We start from the raw sequence: 18,971 nt of genomic DNA, 5'->3' as shown, positions 1-18,971 counted from the left end.
CGCCTCAATTTGGTTGTGAGCATTGCGGTAATCCCATGTACCCTGAGTACTACAAAGGATTGCATGGATACGAGTACAAACTTTCGGATATCCTCTAACGCAAAAAGGCCCAGAGCTTCGCTCTGGGTTTTCTTATGTGAACAACCCGAATGCAGGTATCTCCATTGACAAAAAAGCATAGTAGTGTTTTAAAATATGTATATTCAAAAATTCAAATATTCATCAATAGAGAAGAAGGGATATTGTGGGAAGAGCATCGTTAGGGCGGTTTTCGGGATATTCGGTGGAGGCTTTACGCAAGGATTTGCTGGCAGGTCTGATCGTTGGGATCGTAGCCATACCGCTGTCTATGGCATTTGCCATCGCGTCAGGAGTCAAGCCTGAGTACGGCATTTATTCAACGATCATCGCAGGCATCTTTATCTCTATCTTTGGCGGTTCGCGATACCAGATCGGCGGTCCGACGGGAGCGTTTATCCCCATACTTCTGGGCATTGTTATGGTGTATGGGTATGAAAACCTGTTGATAGCCGGGTTCATGGCAGGAATTCTGCTGGCGCTGATGGGGGTTTTTCGGTTAGGTTCGCTGATCAAATTTATTCCTCGTCCTGTAACAGTTGGGTTTACCTCAGGGATTGCGGTGATTATCTTTTCTGGGCAAATTGGCAACTTTCTAGGGCTTTCCGGTATGGAGAGACATGAGGATTTTATCTCCAGTATGGGGGAAATCCTCCTTCATCTGCATTCCTTCAACCTGTATAGCGTGGGGACTGCGCTGCTCTCTCTCCTTCTGATCGTGGCCACACCGCGATTGTTTCCGAAAATGCCTGGACCGTTAGTCGGCTTGATCGTGTCCAGTGTCGTGGCCAATCTCTTTTTTCCTGAGAAGATCGCGACAATTGGCTCTACATTTGGCGAGATAGCGAGTGGCTTGCCCGCTTTTCATTTTCCGCTGCTCACTTGGGAAAAAGTCATCCAGATGCTGCAGCCCGCGCTCGTCATCGCCTTGCTTGGCGGAATCGAATCCTTGCTGTCAGCTGTGGTGGCAGATCGTATGACCGATAGCAAGCATGATAGCAACCGCGAGCTGGTCGGGCAGGGGATCGCCAATATCGTGGCGCCGTTATTCGGGGGTATCCCCGTGACGGGAGCGATAGCGCGAACAGCTACCAATATCCGAAATGGTGCTGCTTCACCTATAGCAGGGATTGTTCATGCGTTTGTGGTGCTTGCTGTTCTCCTGCTTTTCGCTCCGTATGCTTCCAGTATCCCGATTGCCAGCATGGCGCCTGTACTCATGGTCGTGGCTTGGAATATGAGCGAGCGCAAAGAGTTCATTCATTTGCTGAAAACGAGGACCAGTGATTCTTTCATCCTGCTGATCACCTTTTTGCTGACCGTTTTTGCCAACCTGACGATTGCAGTGGAGGTGGGGCTCGTGTTGGCAGTCCTTCAATTTATCCGGCAGATGGGGCAGTCTGTAAAAGTCACCAGAGTGCTTCCCGACCACCAGGACAAACATAGCAAGGTGAGAGCGCATGTAGTCTCAGAGCTGCACGATTGTCCGCAGTTTCGCATTTGCACCGTGGAAGGCCCGCTCTTCTTTGGAGTCGCGAAGATGTTTGGTTCCTCTTTGATCGACTCGATTGATCATCGTCCCAAGGTATTGCTGCTTCGCATGGGCAAAGTTCCGTATCTCGACACGACAGTGGATCAGCATCTGGCTGGCATTGTGCATCACGTTCATTCCAATGGAGGGATTGTGCTCATCTCCGGGATGCAGGAGCAGCCCAGAGCTGTGCTGCAAAAAACAGGCTTAGTCGAAGAGATTGGCGAACAACATTTCTTTGAACATACAGGCGATGCTATTGATTTTGCCTTGACGAAACTTGACAATAAGAAGTGTATTGGCTGCAAGCATTTTGCTTTCCAGGAATGTACCCTTCTGTCCAGTCCGATCAGGGAAAGTAGAGCGGGTCAGGAGGAAACACATACAGCAACGGCTTCCCATTAAAGAAAAGGAGGAGACGGATGAATTTAGAACTGCAACAGTTTAAAGCAGATTTTTTCAAGGCTCTGGCACACCCTTTGCGTATACGCATTCTCGAACTGCTGGCTGAAGGCGACAAGAACGTCAACGAGCTGCAAACGCTGATCGGGACAGAGGGCTCTGCGGTCTCGCAACAATTGAGTATCCTGCGCGCCAAAAACATCGTCTATGGAACGAAGGATGGAAACAAGGTGCTGTATGCCCTGCGCGAACCGCTGATTGTGGATCTTCTCCAAATCGCCCGGCAGATCTTCAACAACCATTTGATAGATGCGATCTCCATGCTGGATAAGTTCAATGACGAAAACAGCAGCGAGAGCGAATACTCCACAGGTAAATAGGAGAGATGATGCAAAGCAGCAGGGGAGTGTCCTGCGAACTCGCTTGATTGAAGCATCAGCAAAATCATCCTAGAAGAAGAGGAGCGAATGATTCCCGTCTCCCCCAGTGTAGGACCGGGAAGTTTCTAGCAGGCTGACTCCTGAATAGATAGGAATCCGCATGTACCAACGAAAAATCTACGTAAGCTACCGGAAGAAGCCACCTTTGAGCAGGTGGTTTTTTTCTTTTGAGAAGATTTCGACAGATTCATTTCTAATTCAACAAAACGTTAACTACAATACAATTCGCATTTTGAATGACGTTTATAATCCTTACTAAGAGCAAAACATGCGCTAGCGAAAAGATAGAGAGGGTGGGGAGGCGCGAAACCTAAATATTTGTAATCTTTTAAAAATACAAGCAAGATCCATGGATAAAAGGGAGGAAATTGAAATGGGTATTCGCACAGGCGCCCAATATATCGAAGCGGTGAAATCTCGCCAGCCAGAGGTATGGATGTCGGGCCGTAAAATCACCAACGTATTCGATGAGCCGGTATTTACACGTCCAATTCTGGAAATGGCCAATCTGTATGACTTGCAGCATGATCCCAAGTACCAGGATCAAATCACACACGTCTGTGAGGAGACAGGGGAGCGCACGAACAACGCTTTCCTGGTGCCGCGAAATTACGAGGATCTGCAAAAGCGCAGAGCGGTATTTGAGGTTTTTGCCAAGGCAACTTTCGGTCTGATGGGCAGAACGCCAGACTTCCTGAACGTCGTGGTGACTTCGATGTACAGCAACGCAGACTTCCTCGACAAGTACAACCCGAACTGGGCAGTAAATATCAAAAATTACTACCGTTATATTCGCGATAATGACCTGTTCCTGACCCATGCGATCATCAATCCGCAAAACGACCGCAGCAAAAGCTCCCATGAGCAAAACGACATGTTTACGCACTTGGGTGCCGTCAGGGAAACTCCGGAAGGCTTGATCGTTCGCGGAGCGAAAATGCTGGCTACACTGGCACCGATCACCGATGAAGTCATCATCTATTCGTTCCCAGGCTTCAAGCCGGGTGATGAGCGCTACGCACTGGCCTTTGCCCTGCCAGTCGACACGCCTGGACTTCGCATGCTTTGCCGTGAGCCTATGCAAGACGGCACGCGGCCACTCTTCGACCATCCGCTGGCTTCCCGCTACGAGGAAATGGATGCAGTTCTGGTCTTCGATGATGTACTGGTACCGTGGGATCGCGTATTCCTCTACAACAACGTAGAAGCGGCCAACCTGCTGTATCCGAAGACAGGGATCGCCCAGCAGCCTGCTCACCAATCAGGTGTGCGCGGATTGATCAAGCTCCAGTTTGCTGCTGAAGTGGCTTGCCGTGTAGCAGATTCCATCGGTGTCGATGTGTTCCTGAACGTACAGGATCAGCTCGGAGAACTGATTCAATCCGTCGAAACCATCCGCGCGCTGCTGCGAGTGGCGGAATTCGAATTTGAAACCTTGCCGTCTGGCGAAGTCATGCCGGGTGGGGTATCGCTGGAAACCGTACGCGGCTTGATGCCGACCATGTATCCACGCGCGATCGAGGTCATGCAGATCATCGGCGCTGGCGGTCTCTTGATGTCCCCGACCGGTGCAGACTTCGAAGCTCCGGAAATCGCAGGAGACATGGAGAAGTACTACCTGGGCCGCGAAGGCATCACCGGAGAGCACCGCGTAAAACTGTTCAAGCTCGCATGGGATCTGTGCGGTGAAGCCTTTGGACAGCGTTTGCTCCAGTATGAGCGCTACTACACAGGCGATCCCATCCGCAAGAGAGCGATTTTCTACAATCAATTTAAGCGCAACAACAATTTTGATCTGGTAGACGAGGCGTTGAACCTGCCTGATTTCCTCAAGTCGAAAACGACTGTCTAGAGATCGGTCTACCAGAACTCGGCTTTCATCGTTCCTTCATCAGGATGAATGTTGGGAGGAGAAAAGATGGAAACGCATGCAGAGGGAACGCTGAGCTTGACTGGCTCTGTCATCGCGATCGGTGCCTTTGACGGCGTTCACAAGGGGCATCAGGAAGTGATTCGCCGAACCGTCGATCGAAGCAGGGTGCTGGGCGTTCCCAGTGTGGTGTATACCTTTGATCCTCCTCCTCGTCATTTCTTCCAGGGTGCACAAATCCTGACCACTGTTCAGGAAAAAGTGGAGCGTATCGCACAATTGGGCATTGATCATGTGGTCATCGCCCGTTTTGATCAAGCCTTCACGAGACGCACGGCTGCTGCATTCATTGCGGACTTGGCAAAGCTGGACCCGCTGGAAGTATCCGTAGGCAACGATTTTCAATTTGGAAGAAACCGAGCAGGCGATGTAGGGCTGTTGGCTCGCCATTTTCCTGTTCATATCACAGAGCCTGTCCATTGTTCAGATGGTCAGACGATTTCATCAACCAGAATTCGTCTGTTGCTTTCGCAAGGAGAGACACAAAAATCGGTTTCTCTATTGGGATGGTAAGCATATTTACGAGAAGTGAGTGATTGGATGCCGATCGTAGAGATTCGCATATTGGAAGGAAGATCAGACGCCGACAAAGAGGCCCTGATCCAAAACGTGACTCTGGCAGTAGGCGAGTCCCTCAACGTCCCAGTGGAGAGAGTCCGAGTGCTGATTCAGGAATTGCCGCACAAGCACTGGGCGGTTGGCGGACATACCATGGATAAATTGCGTCGCTAAATCCATTCATACCCAAATAAAAGGAGAGAATGCAAAATGGCAACCAAATTAATGCCTATCAATCTGTGGAAGTTTATCGAAGAAAACAAGGATCAGCTGAAACCACCCGTCAACAACAAAGTGATCTGGAAAGACGCAGAGCTGATGGTCATGCTGTTGGGCGGTCCGAATAAGCGCCGCGATTTCCACGTCGATCCGTCCGAAGAAGTTTTTTATCAGCTCAAAGGGGATTGCTACGTCGAGATCATCAACGACGAAGGCAAACGTGAAGTGATCACGGTTAAAGAAGGCGAAATCTTCTGGCTGCCTCCAAATGTCCCGCACTCCCCGCACCGTGTAGCAGACACCATCGGCCTGGTGATCGAACGCGATCGCGCAGATGGCGAGCTGGAGGACTTCGTATGGTTCTGCGACAAGTGTGATCACCAAATGCACAAGGTGACTGTGCAATTGACCAATATCGAGGTACAGGTAAAGGAAGCGATTCAAGGTTTCAATGGCAGTGAAGATCTTCGCACATGCAAAAATTGCGGATACGTAATGCCAGAAGAAGCGAGTGAATGGAAATGCGAGTAGACTTTCATACGCATATCATTCCGGAGGATCTCCCCAATTTCGTCGAAAAGTTCTCTGGTGAACGCTGGCCGACCTTGCAGCGCACATGCACCTGCGGAGCCAATATCGTGGTTGCCGGCAAAGTCTTTCGCGAAATAACCGATCAGTGCTGGGATCCTGCCAGACGGATTGCCGATATGGAGAATGAAAACGTAGACATTCAGGTCTTGTCTCCGATCCCGGTCACCTTCTCCTACTGGGCGCCAGCGGAGCAAGCGGCTCTGATGGCACAAATCCAGAACGATTTCATCGCCGAAACCGTCAAGCAATATCCGAATACGTTCATCGGGCTGGGTACAGTACCGCTGCAGGATACGGAGATTGCGATTCGGGAGATGGAGCGCTGCATGAATGAGCTGGACATGAAGGGAATCGAGATTGGCACCAACGTCAATGGCAAGAACCTGGATGACCCTTCACTGATCGACTTTTTCGCGGCATGCGAAAAAATGAATGTCCCGCTATTCGTACACCCTTGGGAGACATTGGGCAAGGACCGCATCACACGCCACAACCTGATGTACACCGTCGGGATGCCGAGTGAAACAGCCTTGGCCGCAGGAAGCCTGATTCTCGGGGGAGTCATGGAGAAGTTTCCGGATCTCAAGATCTGCTTCGCACATGGAGGCGGGTCATTCCCTTACATCCTGCCGCGCATGGACAAAGGCTGGAAGGTATGGCCGCATCTGCGTCTGATCGACAAACCACCGAGCTACTACGCCAAGAAGTTCTACTTCGACTCTCTGGTGAACGATCCGCGCATCGTGCAATTTTTGGTCGATTCCTTCGGGCATGACAAAATCCTGATGGGCTCCGACTATCCGTTCCTGCTGCGGGAAATTCCGCCGGGCAACGATGTGGAAAACACGCTTACGCTCACAGAGGAGCAGAGGAAAGCCATCATGGGAGAGAATGCCCTGCGCTTTTTAAATATGAAATAAAAGGTGACGAGAGATCATGGAAAACCAAGCGAAAACACCTGAGCAAATCCTGGAGGAGCTGGGATATACACTCCCTGAGCCGCGACAGGCAGTCGGCAATTACGTAGGCTGCGTGCGCGTCGGCAACCTGCTGTTTACTGCAGGGCAAGGAACGAACGAATATCGCGGCAGTCTGGGCAAGGACGTCACGATTGAAGTCGGCTACGATGCAGCACGTCAATGCATGCTCAACCTGCTGGCCGTCGTCAAGCAGGAAGTAGGCGAGCTGAGTCGGGTTAAGCGGATCGTGAAGATTTTGGGCTTTGTGAACAGCGAGCCTGATTTTACCGACCAGCCCAAAGTGATGAACGGGGCTTCTGATCTGCTCGTCGCCGTGTTCGGTGAAAAAGGAAAACACGGACGCTCGGCGGTAGGGATGGCACAATTGCCGCTCAACAATGCAGTGGAAGTCGAAATGATCGTCGAGATTGAAGAATAGCGGAAGGGGGATTCACGTGAATAAGGTCGCTCAAGATTATACGAAATCCGTCAAAGATGCCAAATTGTTTATTAACGGCGAATACGTCGATGCTATCGCGGGGAAAACCTTTGATACGATTGATCCCGCTACGAATCAAAAGCTGGCAACGGTAGCAAGCGCAGGTGTCGAGGATGTGGAGAAGGCCATCGAAGTCGCACAGCGCACTTTTGAAAGCGGCGTGTGGAGCGAAATGTCCGTGGACGACCGCTCCAAGATTCTGTGCAAAATGTCCGATCTGGTCATGGAGCGCGTAGAAGAGCTGGCTGTGGTGGAAACACTCGACGTCGGCAAGCCGATCAAGGAGAGCCGCGGCTTTGATATCCCGCGTGCGGCCTCCAATCTGCGCTTCTTCGCGGAAATGGCGAAATACGTCAACCACGAGCACTATGAGCAGGCCAAGCACATGTCGTATACCAAATATGCGCCTGCAGGTGTCACCAGCCTGATCATCCCGTGGAACCTTCCTTTCATGCAAATGACCTGGAAAGCTTCTGCAGCGCTGGCGGCGGGCAACACCGTCATCGTCAAGCCAGCATCCTACACGCCGCTGTCCGCAGTCATGCTGGGGGAAATAGCGAATGAAGCAGGACTTCCACCGGGCGTTTTGAATATTATCACAGGACCGGGTGGCAGTGTCGGTACGGCAATGAGCACACATAAATATGTTCGTCGGATTTCCTTCGTAGGTGAGACGACGACAGGGAAAACCGTCATGAGAAATGCTGCTGAAAACTTGATTCCGGTATCGCTGGAATTGGGCGGCAAATCCGCCAACATCGTATTTGAGGACGCGGATCTGGATGAAGCAGTGGCAGGCTCTATCGAAGCCATTTTCCGCAATCAGGGTGAAATCTGTTTGGCAGGTTCTCGCTTGCTTGTACAAGAGAGCATCTATGATGTTTTCCTGGAAAAATTCACGGCAGCGGTGAAGAAGATCAAGGTCGGCAACCCGCTGGATGAAGATACCGATATGGGCGCCATCGTTTCCAAAGGGCAGCTCGAATCCGTGGACAACTACGTGCAAATTGGTTTGTCCGAAGGCGCGAAGCTGGCTATCGGTGGAAAACGCATCCCTGAGCTGGGCGAGGGCAACTTCTATGAGCCTACGGTTTTGTACGATGTAGACAACAAAATGCGCGTGGCACAGGAAGAGATTTTTGGTCCTGTACTGGTCGTGATTCCATTCAAAACAGAGGAGGATGCCATTCGCATCGCCAACGATTCGATCTACGGCTTGGCAGGTGTCGTTTGGACCAACGATTTGCGTCGTGCCCATCGCGTGGCGGCACGCATCAATTCCGGCCTTCTGTGGATCAACTGCTGGTACTACCGCGATCTGCGCACGCCATTTGGCGGCTCGAAAGCGAGCGGCGTAGGACGCGAAGGCGGCAGACACAGCTTTGAGTTTTATACAGAAGCGAAGACCATAACTTTAAAGTTGTAAGTTGACGCGTAAAGAGTGGCTATTCAGTCACTCTTTATGGCATCTAGATAAGGAAGGGAGCCATCTACATGAAACAAGTACTTGAAGAGATTGCAAGCGAATTGCTGGAAGCGGAACGCACCAAACAGGGAATCGCTCCGATTACAGAACGCTTTGCGGAGCTGGATGTTACGGATGCGTACGAAATCCAATTGGAAGTACTGAGAAGAAAGCTCGCAGAAGGTCGTCACGTGATCGGCAAGAAGGTGGGCCTGACGAGCGTTGCGATGCAAAAAATGCTCGGAGTGGATGAGCCGGACTACGGACATCTGCTCGATGATATGCAGGTAGCGGACGGGGCAGTCGTGGATACAAGCAGCATGCTGATCCCGCGCGTAGAAGCGGAAATCGGCTTTGTCCTGAGCAAAGATCTGGTTGGACCGAACATTACGTATCTGGATGTATTGATGGCGACCAAATATGTGGTGCCGACGATCGAAATCATCGACAGCCGCATTGCGGACTGGAAGATCAAGCTGATCGATACCGTAGCGGATAATGGCTCCTCGGCAAAGGTTGTTGTAGGGAGCAAAATCAGTGCTATTGACGGTATTGATATCGGCAGTGTCGGCATGACGCTGGTCAAAAATGACGAGATGATCGCGACCGGAGCAGGGGCTGCTGCGCTTGGACATCCGGCACATGCGGTTGCTTGGTTGGCTAACAAGCTGCACGAATTCGGAATCCAGCTGAAAGCGGGAGAACTGATTCTGCCGGGAGCGCTGTCAGGAGCGGTTGGCGTGACCAAAGGCGATCATATCGTCGCTCATTTCGGGTCTCTCGGGTCCGTTTCTGTCAAGTTCAACTAATCGGTGGGGAGGAAAGAAGCATGAGTAAAGTGAAAGCTGCCATCATTGGCTCGGGAAATATCGGAACGGACTTGATGTATAAGCTCGAGCGCAGCGATGTTATCGAATTGACTGCCATGATCGGAATCGATCCTGAATCAGATGGTTTGAAGCGTGCAGAGGAGCGGGGATACAAGGTGTTTTCCAACGGCATTCAAGCCATCGAGGAAAACCCGGATGTAGCCGATATCTTTTTTGATGCGACATCCGCCAAAGCCCACGTTCGCCATGCAAAAGTGCTGAGAGAGCTGGGGAAATTGGCGATTGATTTGACGCCGGCAGCCCGGGGACCTTTTTTCTGTCCTGCAATCAATCCAGGCTCCAACCTGACCGAACAGAACGTGAACATGATTACCTGCGGCGGACAAGCGACCATCCCGATCGTGTATGCGGTCAATCGCGTAGCCGATGTGACGTATGCGGAGATCGTCGCGACGATCGCCAGCAAGAGTGCGGGGCCGGGCACCCGTGCCAACATCGATGAATTCACGATTACGACCAAACGCGGAATCGAAGAGGTAGGCGGAGCCGATCAGGGCAAGGCGATCATTATCCTGAACCCAGCTGAACCTCCGATATTGATGCGCGATACGATTTACTGCGAAGTGAAGAACATGGATCAGGAAAAGATCAGCCGATCGATTGCCGAGATGGTCGAAACCGTCAAACAATACGTACCTGGCTATCGGATGAAGCAAGAACCGATCTTTGACGAAAATCGCGTGACCGTGTTCCTCGAGGTAGAGGGAGCAGGCGATTATTTCCCTAACTACGCAGGAAATCTGGATATCATGACGGCTGCAGCTACGCGCGTGGCGGAAGATTACGCTCGCCACATGCTGAGCCAACCGAGCAAGTAATCGAGAAAGGGAGAGGGGATCACGAATGAAGCGAAAAAGTGACAAGCCCATTAAAATTACGGAAGTGTGTCTGCGCGACGGAAGTCACGTGGTTGCCCATCAATATACAGAAGAGCAAGTACGCAGTGTAACCCGTGCCTTGGACGACGCCGGGATGCATTATATCGAAGTGAGTCATGGAGACGGTCTGGGTGGATCGACCTTGCAATACGGCCGTTCGCTCGTGAACGAGATGAAGCTGATCGAGGTAGCCGCTGAGGAGTGCAAGAACTCCAAGCTGGCAGTACTGGTGCTGCCGGGTATTGGTACGGCTGCGGAATTGAAGCAGGCGCATGGCCTGGGTGCTAGTCTGGTGCGTGTAGCCACACATGTGACGGAGGCGGACGTATCTGCTCAGCACATCAGCATTGCGCGGGAGCTGGGCATGGAGACACTGGGCTTTCTGATGATGGCGCACATGGCTCCTGTAGAGAAGCTGGTGGAGCAAGCCAAGCTGATGGAGAGCTATGGGGCGCAGGCTGTCTATGTGACGGATTCCGCTGGAGCGCTTTTGCCAGATCAGGTACGTGAGCGCATCAGCGCATTGCGTGAATCCCTCGATATCGAGGTTGGTTTCCACGCCCACAACAACCTGTCTGTGGCGGTTGCCAACACCTTGGCAGCGATTGAAGAAGGGGCTACCCGCATCGATGGAAGCGTGCGTTGTCTCGGAGCCGGAGCGGGAAATACACAAACGGAGGTCCTGCTCGCTGTGCTCGATCGGATGGGACTCAACGTAGGCATCGATATCTACAAAATGATGGATTTGGCGGAAAATGTGGTAGGACCGCTCTTGCCGCGTCCGCAGGATATCAATCGAGGCAGTCTGGTACTTGGATACGCAGGCGTCTATTCCAGCTTCCTGCTGTTTGCTGAGCGTGCGGGCAAGCGGTACAACGTAGACCCGCGCGATATATTGCTGGAGCTGGGCAAGCGCAAAGTGGTAGGCGGTCAGGAAGACATGATCCTGGATGTGGCCGCAGAACTGAGCAAAGCACAAAAGTTAGGGGTGTAAATAGATGGCTTACACACAAGCAAAAGATCTGGAAATCGTCGAATATTTACTGTCCGCAGAGAAGGAGCGCAGGGAAGTCGTAAAGGTGACGGACCAATATCCGGACCTCACGATTGAGCAAGCCTATGCGATTCAGGAGCAACTGATTGCTCGCAAGGAACAGGAGGGTGCCAGACGTATCGGTCTGAAGCTCGGACTGACAAGCAAGCCCAAGCAGCAGATGATGGGCGTTCACGAAGCGATTTACGGGTATTTGACGCACGATATGCTGGCGCTGGAATGGGAAGGGATCGCTTTTGACCAGCTGATTCATCCCAAGGCCGAGCCGGAGATTGCCTTTTTCATGGGAGAAGACCTGCAAGGCACGAATGTGACCGCTTTGGACGTCCTCCAGGCGACACAGTACGTGGCGCCTGCGATTGAGATCATCGACAGCCGTTACCTGAACTTCAAGTTTACACTCGTGGATGTCGTAGCAGACAATTGCTCGTCAGCCAAATTCGTCATCGGGAGCAAATGGCGTTCTCCTGCCGGACTGGATCTGGGCAATCTCGGGATGTTCATGTCGAAGAACGGCGCTGTAAGCCAGGTAGGGTCCAGCTCTGCTGTTCTGGGCCATCCGGCCACATCCGTAGCTTGGGCAGTGAACAAGCTGGGGGCAGAGGGCAAAGGTCTGAAAAAAGGCGATGTCGTACTGAGTGGTGCTATCTCGGAAGCCATCGCATTTGAAGCGGGCGATACGATTCAGGTGCAGTTTGCTGAATTGGGAAGCGTCTCCTTCACCTGCAAATAACCCGAGGGAGCAGAGGGGATTCTCATGGTACAGAATACGGTACATTTAAAAGTCCATTGGGGCGATACCGATATGGCCGGTATCATTTACTATCCCACCTATATGAAGTGGTTTGATATCGGAATGCTGACTCTGGTAAATGAAATGGGCGTATCCGTGCTAGACTTGTTTCACAACGAAAAAATCGGCTTGCCGCTCCTCGATGCAGGTGTGACCTGCCGCAAGCCGCTTCTGTACAACGATGCTGTGCGCGTTGTCTCCCGCGTCACCGAAGTCAACAGCAAAACCTTCCGCTTGGAGCATGAAGTGTATCGCGGCGAAGACCTGGTCGCCAACGGACACGAGCTGCGCGGCTGGGTACAGTTCGATGACAAGGGTAACTTGAAGGCAGTTCCGATCCCGGATGAGGTGCGGGAGCTGTTTTTGCAGGATAAGCTGTTGAATGTGTAATCGAATCAATACGTGCGGTTCCATAAAAGAGGCCTATGCAAATACATGCATAGGCCTCGAATCATTTCTTGAGCTTAATTGGCCCAGGGAGCATGTGTTTTTCCTATCAAGCCACGTTGGACGGCTTGGCTATCTCGAGCTGCTCCTGTCTGCCGCCAGGGATGTGGCCAACGACCCGACGGTAATGCCGGAGGAAAGCACGTAGTTTACGAAATCAGGGGTGCCGTTCAGAGCTTCTTTCGGCAGCACCGTTACCGCGAGCGTAAGCAGGATCGGCACACCGATTACCATCATGCTGCGGTCGTCGATGGTAATATGTTGAATCACCTTGATTCTTGATTCCGTTGGCGACGATAGTGACGCAGACAATGCCGAAAATACCGTTGATGACCGGTTCCGGGATGCATGTGATGACTGCGGAGAGCTTGGGCACGAGTCCCAGGACAATCAGGATGACCCCACCGGCCATGATGGCCATTCGGCTGCCCACACCCGTTACAGCGATCAGGCCAGCGGGCGTTATCTCATTCAATTACGAGTTGAATCTGTCCGACAAAGAAATCAACCAGTTCCAGGACCAGATTTTCGCACAGGACAAGCCGATTGTGGAGAACCAGAAGCCGGAGGACCTGCCGCTGGATCTGCAAGTGGAGCTGTCTCTCAAATGTGACCGTGTCAGTATTGCCTACCGCCAGTATCTGGCTGAGATGGGCGTCAAACTGGGCACGGCCTGAAAAAACGGCCCCTTTGACCTGTGAGATAGGTCGGAGGGGCCGTTTGCATAACGCTTAGTCCTCAGAAGGAATAATGATATCTTCATTTAAAATCGCACGCAGTCGATTCAGGTCATTGATATGAATGGAGCGGTTGGATACCGTGACGATCTCTTTCTTTTCCCATTGCTGAAGAATTTTATAGACCGTAATGCGAGAAGTGCCAATGTAATTCGACAGTGAAATCTGATTGATCGAGATGCTCGTTTCATTGCTCTTGTTATACATTTTCAGCAGGAAAAAGGCCAGCTTTTGCTCAAAAGAGCGGTTTTCCTGCGCCACAATCTCAGCCAGCAGACGCTCTTTGCGGATCAGGGACTGCAAGAAAATATCGATAGCCGCCGGATTTTCCTTGCAGATGCTTTGGAATGCTTCATTGGAAAAATAGTATACGATGGATTGCTTCGTCACATGGGCCGTTGAAAAATACGGCTCCTTTTTTATGCCGGCTTCACCAAAAAGCTCTCCCTGTGTAACGATATCGATGATGCGCTCATCGCCCTTGTTGGAGGTCAATTTGATCTTTACCTCGCCGTCAAACAGATAGTAAAATCCTTTTCCGATCTCGCCTTGATGGAACAAGGTCGTTTTCTGTGGAAACGTTTTTTTGATTCCCTTTGACAGATAAGGCTCCCAAGCATACTTGTGATGAGTCATATCCATCCCCCTCAACCAAAATATCTATATAAGTGTTAAATGGTTAATATTCGAAATATCCCTTAATTCCTAATATTAATACAAATCATAAATTGAACCCGTTCTCTTGTAAAGAATTGTTCCTGATCTTGTGTCAGATATCGAATTGAGGAAGTGTCGAATCATCAGCTTTCCTGACACAACTGTAAAATGCTTAGCATATTGAATTTTTTAAATAATCTATCATGGTTAAACAGGTTACAACTACTTGAAGGAGGTGAAGGAGATGAAACAAATTCGATTTCACGGTCGAGGCGGGCAGGGCGCTGTGATGGCATCCGAGCTGCTGTGCCATGCACTGGTGCATGAGGGCAATTACGGTCAATCCATCCCAGCTTACGGCTTTGAACGCCGCGGCGCACCGCTTGAAGCGTTTGTGAAGCTGGATAGCAAACCGATCCGGGAACGAACGCAGGTGTATGAGCCTGATGGCATCATTGTGCTTGACTCCGCTCTCATCGTACAGCTCCCGATTTTTAATGGTGTAAAAGCGAATGGATTTGCGATTCTTAACTCCCGTAAAAAAATGACGCTGGACGATGTTCCAGAAAATGTGGAAACGCTTGCGACGATTGATGCTGTACGCATAGCGCTGGAAGTATTCAAGGCACCGATTACCAACACCATTTTGCTTGGCGCTTTTGCTCAGGCGACCAAACTGGTTTCTTTACAGTCGTTGTCCGAATGTATAGAGATTAACTTTCCGAAGAAAATCGTAGAAAAAAACCTGGTAGCAGTTGCGCGTGGATTCAATGAAGTACAGGTTGTCACGCGCAGCGGCCAGTTACAGAAGGCGGAGGGATAAGAGATGAGCGCAAAAGTACCTGACAAGTTGTATCGACTGACAGGTGATGATGTTGCCTCCGTTGGGAAAGGGCTGTATGTGGTCAATACCGGTCTTTGGCGGTATCAGCGTCCGGTGACAGATCCGGATCTTTGCAAGCGATGCTCTGCTTGCTACATGTACTGTCCCGTCGGATGCAAGCTTGAGTTGAACACCCATTACGATACGAATCTGGATTGGTGCAAGGGCTGCGGGATTTGCGCAGAAGTCTGTCCAGCCAATGCCATTACGATGTATGAAGAGGTAGGTGAGGAATAGTGGGCAAAATTGACGTATTGAATGGAAACAAAGCTGCGGCATGGGGAGCCAAGCTGGCACGTGTCTCCTTGCTGGCAGCCTATCCGATCACACCGCAGACGCCGTTGGTCGAATATTTGGCCACATTCGTAGCCGAGGGTGAAATCGATGCCGACCTCGTAGAAGTAGAGAGTGAACATACCGCACTGAGCGTCTTGCAGGGCGGGGTATTCGCAGGAGCACGCACCTTTACAGGAACCAGCTCACAAGGTCTTGCCCTGATGTATGAGCCGTACATCCGAACCAGTACCATGCGTTTGCCGATCGTCATGGCGCTGGTTACCCGTGAAGTGATTTCACCGCAAACCGTCTGGGGCGGTCAGCAGGATGCCGTCACCGTTCGCGAAGCGGGATGGATTCAGATCTGGTGTGAGAGCAACCAGGAGGTTTTGGACACGGTCGTGCAAGCCTATAAAATCGCGGAGAACAAAGGCGTTCTTCTTCCGGTAAACGTCTGTTACGACGGCTTCTCGCTTTCCCATATGGCGGAGCGGGTAGAAATTCCCGAACAGGAGAAGGTGGACAGCTTCCTGCCAAAGCCGGATATCACTCATGTGAAGCTGGATCCGGACAAACCGATGTCTGTCGACCCGCTGACGGCAGGTCCGATGCTGACGGAATTCCGGCATAAACAGGTAACGGCGATGAAGTACGCCAAGGAAGTCATCGAGGAAGTCCGTCAAGAGTGGTCCCAGCTTTTCGGTCGAGATCACGGTGGCATGGTGGATGTTTACCGTATGGAGGATGCCGACATCGCCATCGTCTGTATGGGAAGTCCGGCGGGAACTGCGCGCGTGGCGATTGACGAGATGCGGGAGCTGGGCATCAAGGTAGGGATGGTGCGCATTCGCGTCCTGCGTCCATTCCCGGTAGAAGAGATGCAAGCGCTGCTCTCCGGGGTAAAAGCGATTGGCACGATCGATCGCAACGTTTCCTTTGCGGCAGGCTACGGCACCAGCTACCTCGAATTGCGTACGGCGTTTGGCGGCAAGCGCATGCCTCCGATGATCGACTTTATCGGCGGGCTCGGCGGCTCCGATGTCACGCTGGAGCAAATCAAGCAAGCCATCGTGATTACCCAGTACGTAGCCAATGGCGGCGAGTATCGCGACGTGACCTGGTTCGGTCTGGATGAAGTGGACGTCGATCAGCTGTTTGATTTAGAAGACCAAGCAGATCAAGAGGTAAAGGAGGGGATCGTGTGATGGAGAGCAACAACAATAACTATTCGACGCGTCCGAAAGGCGCCAAGGCAACGCTGGTAAAGGATGATTCCTTCTTTACCAAAAAGAGATTCGGCTTTATTTTCCGGGAAGAAAAGAAAATCAAAGAAGCGTATTACGATGTGACCCGGCATGAGGACCTGCTGTCACCGGGCAACTCTGCTTGTCTCGGGTGCCATGCCGAGCTGGCACTGCGCACGACCCTGCGTATTCTGGGGCCGAATACGATCCTGGCTATTCCTCCTGGCTGCATGGGCGGTATCGGTGTTGTCGGCTTCCAGGGCGGATCGGGAACCAAAATTCCCGTCTTTTTCCCGCTGTTGGACAATACGGCAGCGATGCTGGCCGGGATCAAGCGGCAGTATCAGCGGGAAGGCCGCGATGTGAATGTAGTGGCCTTTGCCGGTGACGGCGGTACAGCGGATGCGGGCTTCCAGTCCTTGTCCGGAGCAGCCGAGCGTGGAGAGAACATCATCTACATCTGCTACGACAACGAAGCCTACATGAACACAGGGGTTCAGCGAAGCGGAACGACGCCGAAATGGTCGTGGACCCAAACCACGCCTGTAGGGGAAAAAAGCCAAGGGAAATCGCAAAAGGGAAAAGATATGCCGATGATTATGGCAGCACACAACATCCCTTACGTGGCGACTGCTAACCCTTCGTTCTTGCCTGACTACATCGACAAATTGAAAAAAGCGATGCAGGTAAAGAACGGCATGTCCTACATCCACCTCTACTCGGGCTGTCCGACAGGCTGGAAATTCCCGACGGAGAAAACCATCGAGGTAGGCAAGCTGGCAGTAGAGACCAACCTGTATCCGCTGTGGGAGTGTGTGGAAGGCAAGTTCAGAATGACCTATGAAGTGAAGAAGCGTACACCGATCGAGGAGTATACGCGTTCCATGCAAAAGTATGCTCACTTGACGGATGAAGAAATCCGCAGCCTGCAATACTCGGTGGACCAAAATTACAAAAGGCTCAAAGACCTATGCAGAATCACGTAAAGGCGGATATGCCGTATCAAGTGGAAATCGACGCAACGGCCCATGCATGGAGGATGCCGTTCGTCTGGGTCTTTGAAAAGCTGTTCCGTGCAGGTGATGCAGTACGCTTGGGCAAGACGACCCTGTACGTAAAGGATGTGAGGGGGAGCGTCATTCATCAGGAGTATTACGGAAAAAGCAGAAAAGCAGCGTGGTACCGGCAGTTGGAAATTGAGCAAAAGATGAAGGAACTGAATGCAACGGAATTCGAAAAATGGTTAAAGGGAGGCAAATAAAATGAGTACTTCCACAAAAGATCTACTGGGTGATCTGCTTGCCGGCATTGTCAGCGGAGGCATTGAAGTCGTCGATTTGGCTCAACCATTGAACGAAAATACCCCTGTCATGCAATTGCCGGAGCCGTTCGTCAATACGGGAACTTTCCGCTACAATCGCCTTTCCAACTACGATGAGAACGGTCCAGCGTGGTACTGGAACGATTTCACCACAGGTGAGCACGTAGGAACGCACTTCGATGCACCGCGTCACTGGATCAGCGGGAAGGGCCAGGACGGCGTCGATACGCTTCCGATGAAGAACATGATCGGGGAAGCGTGTGTGATTGATGTGAAGCAGAAGTGCCAGGAAAACCCGGATTTTTTATTGACGGTCGCAGACATTCTTGAATTCGAGAGTGTGCACGGCAAGATTCCGGAGCACGCCTACCTGATCCTGCATACGGGCTGGGCAGAATACAACGACAATCACGAAAAGTTCTTCAACGTGGGAGCAGACGGCATGCCGCATACCCCTGGATTTGCGCCAGAAGCTTCCGAGTTTTTGGCAAAGGAAAGAAAAATCCTGGGCGTCGGGGTGGAGACGGTAGGGACAGACGCAGGAATCGCTGCGACATTGGAGCCTGCTTTCCCTAGCCATTACTACATGCATGAGGCTAATCGCTACGGCATGGCCTCCTTGGCGAATGTCGACAAACTGCCGCCAAGAGGTGCCATCATCATTGCGACACCGCTGAAAATTACCGACGGCAGCGGAAGTCCAATTCGTCCGATTGCTTTGGTTCCCAGGGCTAAGTAAGGCATACGTTCTGACCTGAACAGGTATATCACATCTCGAGGAGCAAAATGAGCCATTCATTTTGCTCTTAACACCCATTTGAATCAATTTCATAATTGCTCATCTTAAAAATATACAGACTGCCCCAATCTCTTCTTTATCCTTTTTTAAAAACTAAGCCGCGACTGGCTTCTTGTTTTCCAGTGCGTTACGAATCCGATCAGTGGCTAATTTAGCGGCATTATAAACAAGAGTTACCAAATCAAAATGAACTTTGGCCCTCTTCCCTGTGCGATAGCGTACGTTGTTCAGTTGGAAAAATTCTTTCAAATAGGCATTCACCCGCTCGACAGCTGTTCTTTGGTCATAGAGTTCTTCCCACGTTTTTGTTCCTCTGGCCG

Annotated in this window: 22 protein-coding genes and 2 pseudogenes; 21 read left to right on the top strand and 3 right to left on the bottom strand. The window is 51.4% G+C overall.

Annotation, left to right across the window (positions count from 1 at the left end):
• Nucleotides 1-244: 244 nt before the first annotated feature.
• The 14 genes from EDM52_RS23860 (at nt 245) to EDM52_RS23795 (ending at nt 12,677) form a co-directional block, all read left to right on the top strand.
• Nucleotides 245-2,014: a SulP family inorganic anion transporter gene (locus EDM52_RS23860; protein WP_122911391.1), complete on the top strand. Its 1,770-nt coding sequence runs from the start codon at nt 245-247 to the stop codon at nt 2,012-2,014.
• 17 nt (nt 2,015-2,031) lie between these two features.
• Nucleotides 2,032-2,391 carry an ArsR/SmtB family transcription factor gene (locus tag EDM52_RS23855; RefSeq protein WP_122911390.1) on the top strand — a complete coding sequence of 120 codons (360 nt, stop codon included), beginning with the start codon at nt 2,032-2,034 and terminating at the stop codon, nt 2,389-2,391.
• A gap of 433 nt (nt 2,392-2,824) precedes the next feature.
• Nucleotides 2,825-4,303, top strand: a complete 1,479-nt coding sequence (locus EDM52_RS23850) for a 4-hydroxyphenylacetate 3-hydroxylase family protein (RefSeq protein ID WP_122911389.1) — start codon at nt 2,825-2,827, stop codon at nt 4,301-4,303.
• A gap of 66 nt (nt 4,304-4,369) precedes the next feature.
• The gene (locus tag EDM52_RS23845) at nt 4,370-4,894 is read left to right on the top strand and encodes an FAD synthetase (protein ID WP_122911388.1); all 525 of its coding nucleotides are present in this window, start codon (nt 4,370-4,372) and stop codon (nt 4,892-4,894) included.
• 15 nt (nt 4,895-4,909) lie between these two features.
• Nucleotides 4,910-5,113, top strand: coding sequence for a 2-hydroxymuconate tautomerase (locus EDM52_RS23840; RefSeq protein ID WP_338068348.1), 204 nt, complete (start codon nt 4,910-4,912; stop codon nt 5,111-5,113).
• Between the two features lie 36 nt (nt 5,114-5,149).
• Complete coding sequence (locus EDM52_RS23835; protein ID WP_057134163.1) at nt 5,150-5,689, top strand: 3-hydroxyanthranilate 3,4-dioxygenase; 540 nt, start codon at nt 5,150-5,152, stop codon at nt 5,687-5,689.
• Nucleotides 5,674-6,669: an amidohydrolase family protein gene (locus tag EDM52_RS23830; RefSeq protein WP_122911386.1), complete on the top strand. Its 996-nt coding sequence runs from the start codon at nt 5,674-5,676 to the stop codon at nt 6,667-6,669. The genes EDM52_RS23835 and EDM52_RS23830 overlap by 16 nt, the downstream gene beginning before the upstream one ends.
• A gap of 16 nt (nt 6,670-6,685) precedes the next feature.
• The gene (locus EDM52_RS23825) at nt 6,686-7,147 is read left to right on the top strand and encodes a RidA family protein (RefSeq protein ID WP_122911385.1); all 462 of its coding nucleotides are present in this window, start codon (nt 6,686-6,688) and stop codon (nt 7,145-7,147) included.
• A 16-nt stretch (nt 7,148-7,163) separates the two neighbouring features.
• On the top strand, nt 7,164-8,633 hold the full coding sequence (locus EDM52_RS23820; RefSeq protein WP_122911384.1) for an aldehyde dehydrogenase: 1,470 nt from the start codon (nt 7,164-7,166) through the stop codon (nt 8,631-8,633).
• Between the two features lie 68 nt (nt 8,634-8,701).
• On the top strand, nt 8,702-9,481 hold the full coding sequence (locus tag EDM52_RS23815) for a 2-keto-4-pentenoate hydratase (protein ID WP_122911383.1): 780 nt from the start codon (nt 8,702-8,704) through the stop codon (nt 9,479-9,481).
• A gap of 20 nt (nt 9,482-9,501) precedes the next feature.
• Entirely contained in the window at nt 9,502-10,380 is an 879-nt protein-coding gene (locus EDM52_RS23810; RefSeq protein ID WP_122911382.1) for an acetaldehyde dehydrogenase (acetylating), read from the top strand.
• A 25-nt stretch (nt 10,381-10,405) separates the two neighbouring features.
• Nucleotides 10,406-11,434 carry a 4-hydroxy-2-oxovalerate aldolase gene (gene dmpG / locus EDM52_RS23805; protein ID WP_122911381.1) on the top strand — a complete coding sequence of 343 codons (1,029 nt, stop codon included), beginning with the start codon at nt 10,406-10,408 and terminating at the stop codon, nt 11,432-11,434.
• A 4-nt stretch (nt 11,435-11,438) separates the two neighbouring features.
• Nucleotides 11,439-12,227: a 2-keto-4-pentenoate hydratase gene (locus tag EDM52_RS23800; protein WP_122911380.1), complete on the top strand. Its 789-nt coding sequence runs from the start codon at nt 11,439-11,441 to the stop codon at nt 12,225-12,227.
• Nucleotides 12,228-12,251: 24 nt separating this feature from the next.
• Nucleotides 12,252-12,677: an acyl-CoA thioesterase gene (locus EDM52_RS23795; protein WP_122911379.1), complete on the top strand. Its 426-nt coding sequence runs from the start codon at nt 12,252-12,254 to the stop codon at nt 12,675-12,677.
• A gap of 129 nt (nt 12,678-12,806) precedes the next feature.
• Here the strand turns inward: EDM52_RS23795 and EDM52_RS23790 are convergent.
• Nucleotides 12,807-13,191, bottom strand: a pseudogene (locus EDM52_RS23790) (solute carrier family 23 protein); the annotation flags it as partial.
• 1 nt (nt 13,192) lies between these two features.
• On the opposite strand from EDM52_RS23790, the pseudogene EDM52_RS23785 reads away from it, so the two are divergent.
• A pseudogene (locus EDM52_RS23785) lies at nt 13,193-13,411 on the top strand (aromatic ring-hydroxylating dioxygenase subunit alpha); the annotation flags it as partial.
• Between the two features lie 54 nt (nt 13,412-13,465).
• On the opposite strand, the gene EDM52_RS23780 reads toward EDM52_RS23785, so the two are convergent.
• Entirely contained in the window at nt 13,466-14,107 is a 642-nt protein-coding gene (locus tag EDM52_RS23780; RefSeq protein WP_183185339.1) for a Crp/Fnr family transcriptional regulator, read from the bottom strand.
• A 265-nt stretch (nt 14,108-14,372) separates the two neighbouring features.
• Here EDM52_RS23780 and EDM52_RS23775 point away from each other — a divergent pair, with 265 nt between their 5' ends.
• From EDM52_RS23775 to EDM52_RS23750, 6 genes are read left to right on the top strand one after another with little or no spacing between them, the layout of a single operon-like run.
• Complete coding sequence (locus EDM52_RS23775) at nt 14,373-14,951, top strand: 2-oxoacid:acceptor oxidoreductase family protein (RefSeq protein WP_122911377.1); 579 nt, start codon at nt 14,373-14,375, stop codon at nt 14,949-14,951.
• Nucleotides 14,952-14,954: 3 nt separating this feature from the next.
• Complete coding sequence (locus tag EDM52_RS23770; RefSeq protein ID WP_122911376.1) at nt 14,955-15,248, top strand: 4Fe-4S binding protein; 294 nt, start codon at nt 14,955-14,957, stop codon at nt 15,246-15,248.
• Entirely contained in the window at nt 15,248-16,492 is a 1,245-nt protein-coding gene (locus tag EDM52_RS23765) for a phenylglyoxylate dehydrogenase (RefSeq protein WP_122911375.1), read from the top strand. The genes EDM52_RS23770 and EDM52_RS23765 overlap by 1 nt, the downstream gene beginning before the upstream one ends.
• Nucleotides 16,492-17,517 (top strand): thiamine pyrophosphate-dependent enzyme, encoded by a 1,026-nt coding sequence (locus EDM52_RS23760; RefSeq protein WP_122911374.1) that lies wholly within the window; start codon nt 16,492-16,494, stop codon nt 17,515-17,517. Before EDM52_RS23765 ends, EDM52_RS23760 begins: the two co-directional genes overlap by 1 nt.
• Nucleotides 17,502-17,792: a hypothetical protein gene (locus EDM52_RS23755; RefSeq protein WP_122911373.1), complete on the top strand. Its 291-nt coding sequence runs from the start codon at nt 17,502-17,504 to the stop codon at nt 17,790-17,792. Before EDM52_RS23760 ends, EDM52_RS23755 begins: the two co-directional genes overlap by 16 nt.
• A 1-nt stretch (nt 17,793) precedes the next feature.
• Nucleotides 17,794-18,591, top strand: coding sequence for a cyclase family protein (locus EDM52_RS23750; protein ID WP_122911372.1), 798 nt, complete (start codon nt 17,794-17,796; stop codon nt 18,589-18,591).
• 153 nt (nt 18,592-18,744) lie between these two features.
• On the opposite strand, the gene EDM52_RS23745 is transcribed toward EDM52_RS23750, so the two are convergent.
• Nucleotides 18,745-18,971, bottom strand: a 227-nt coding sequence (locus tag EDM52_RS23745; protein ID WP_148038807.1) for a transposase, incomplete at its 5' end; no start/stop codon positions are given.

This window comes from Brevibacillus invocatus (assembly GCF_003710915.1).
In the GTDB taxonomy this organism is placed as follows: Bacteria; Bacillota; Bacilli; order Brevibacillales; family Brevibacillaceae; genus Brevibacillus; species Brevibacillus invocatus.
The sequence above is the reverse complement of the archived record's forward strand: the minus strand, read 5'-3'. Positions and strand labels throughout refer to the sequence as shown.

What these genes read in the sequence shown, in the direction of transcription:
- EDM52_RS23855 (WP_122911390.1), top strand. Translation starts at nt 2,032, where the DNA reads ATGAATTTAGAACTGCAACAGTTTAAAGCAGATTTTTTCAAGGCTCTG.
- EDM52_RS23850 (WP_122911389.1), top strand. Translation starts at nt 2,825, where the DNA reads ATGGGTATTCGCACAGGCGCCCAATATATCGAAGCGGTGAAATCTCGC.
- EDM52_RS23845 (WP_122911388.1), top strand. Translation starts at nt 4,370, where the DNA reads ATGGAAACGCATGCAGAGGGAACGCTGAGCTTGACTGGCTCTGTCATC.
- EDM52_RS23835 (WP_057134163.1), top strand. Translation starts at nt 5,150, where the DNA reads ATGGCAACCAAATTAATGCCTATCAATCTGTGGAAGTTTATCGAAGAA.
- EDM52_RS23830 (WP_122911386.1), top strand. Translation starts at nt 5,674, where the DNA reads ATGGAAATGCGAGTAGACTTTCATACGCATATCATTCCGGAGGATCTC.
- EDM52_RS23825 (WP_122911385.1), top strand. Translation starts at nt 6,686, where the DNA reads ATGGAAAACCAAGCGAAAACACCTGAGCAAATCCTGGAGGAGCTGGGA.
- EDM52_RS23815 (WP_122911383.1), top strand. Translation starts at nt 8,702, where the DNA reads ATGAAACAAGTACTTGAAGAGATTGCAAGCGAATTGCTGGAAGCGGAA.
- EDM52_RS23810 (WP_122911382.1), top strand. Translation starts at nt 9,502, where the DNA reads ATGAGTAAAGTGAAAGCTGCCATCATTGGCTCGGGAAATATCGGAACG.
- dmpG (WP_122911381.1), top strand. Translation starts at nt 10,406, where the DNA reads ATGAAGCGAAAAAGTGACAAGCCCATTAAAATTACGGAAGTGTGTCTG.
- EDM52_RS23800 (WP_122911380.1), top strand. Translation starts at nt 11,439, where the DNA reads ATGGCTTACACACAAGCAAAAGATCTGGAAATCGTCGAATATTTACTG.
- EDM52_RS23795 (WP_122911379.1), top strand. Translation starts at nt 12,252, where the DNA reads ATGGTACAGAATACGGTACATTTAAAAGTCCATTGGGGCGATACCGAT.
- EDM52_RS23780 (WP_183185339.1), bottom strand. Translation starts at nt 14,107, where the DNA reads ATGACTCATCACAAGTATGCTTGGGAGCCTTATCTGTCAAAGGGAATC.
- EDM52_RS23775 (WP_122911377.1), top strand. Translation starts at nt 14,373, where the DNA reads ATGAAACAAATTCGATTTCACGGTCGAGGCGGGCAGGGCGCTGTGATG.
- EDM52_RS23770 (WP_122911376.1), top strand. Translation starts at nt 14,955, where the DNA reads ATGAGCGCAAAAGTACCTGACAAGTTGTATCGACTGACAGGTGATGAT.
- EDM52_RS23760 (WP_122911374.1), top strand. Translation starts at nt 16,492, where the DNA reads ATGGAGAGCAACAACAATAACTATTCGACGCGTCCGAAAGGCGCCAAG.
- EDM52_RS23755 (WP_122911373.1), top strand. Translation starts at nt 17,502, where the DNA reads ATGCAGAATCACGTAAAGGCGGATATGCCGTATCAAGTGGAAATCGAC.
- EDM52_RS23750 (WP_122911372.1), top strand. Translation starts at nt 17,794, where the DNA reads ATGAGTACTTCCACAAAAGATCTACTGGGTGATCTGCTTGCCGGCATT.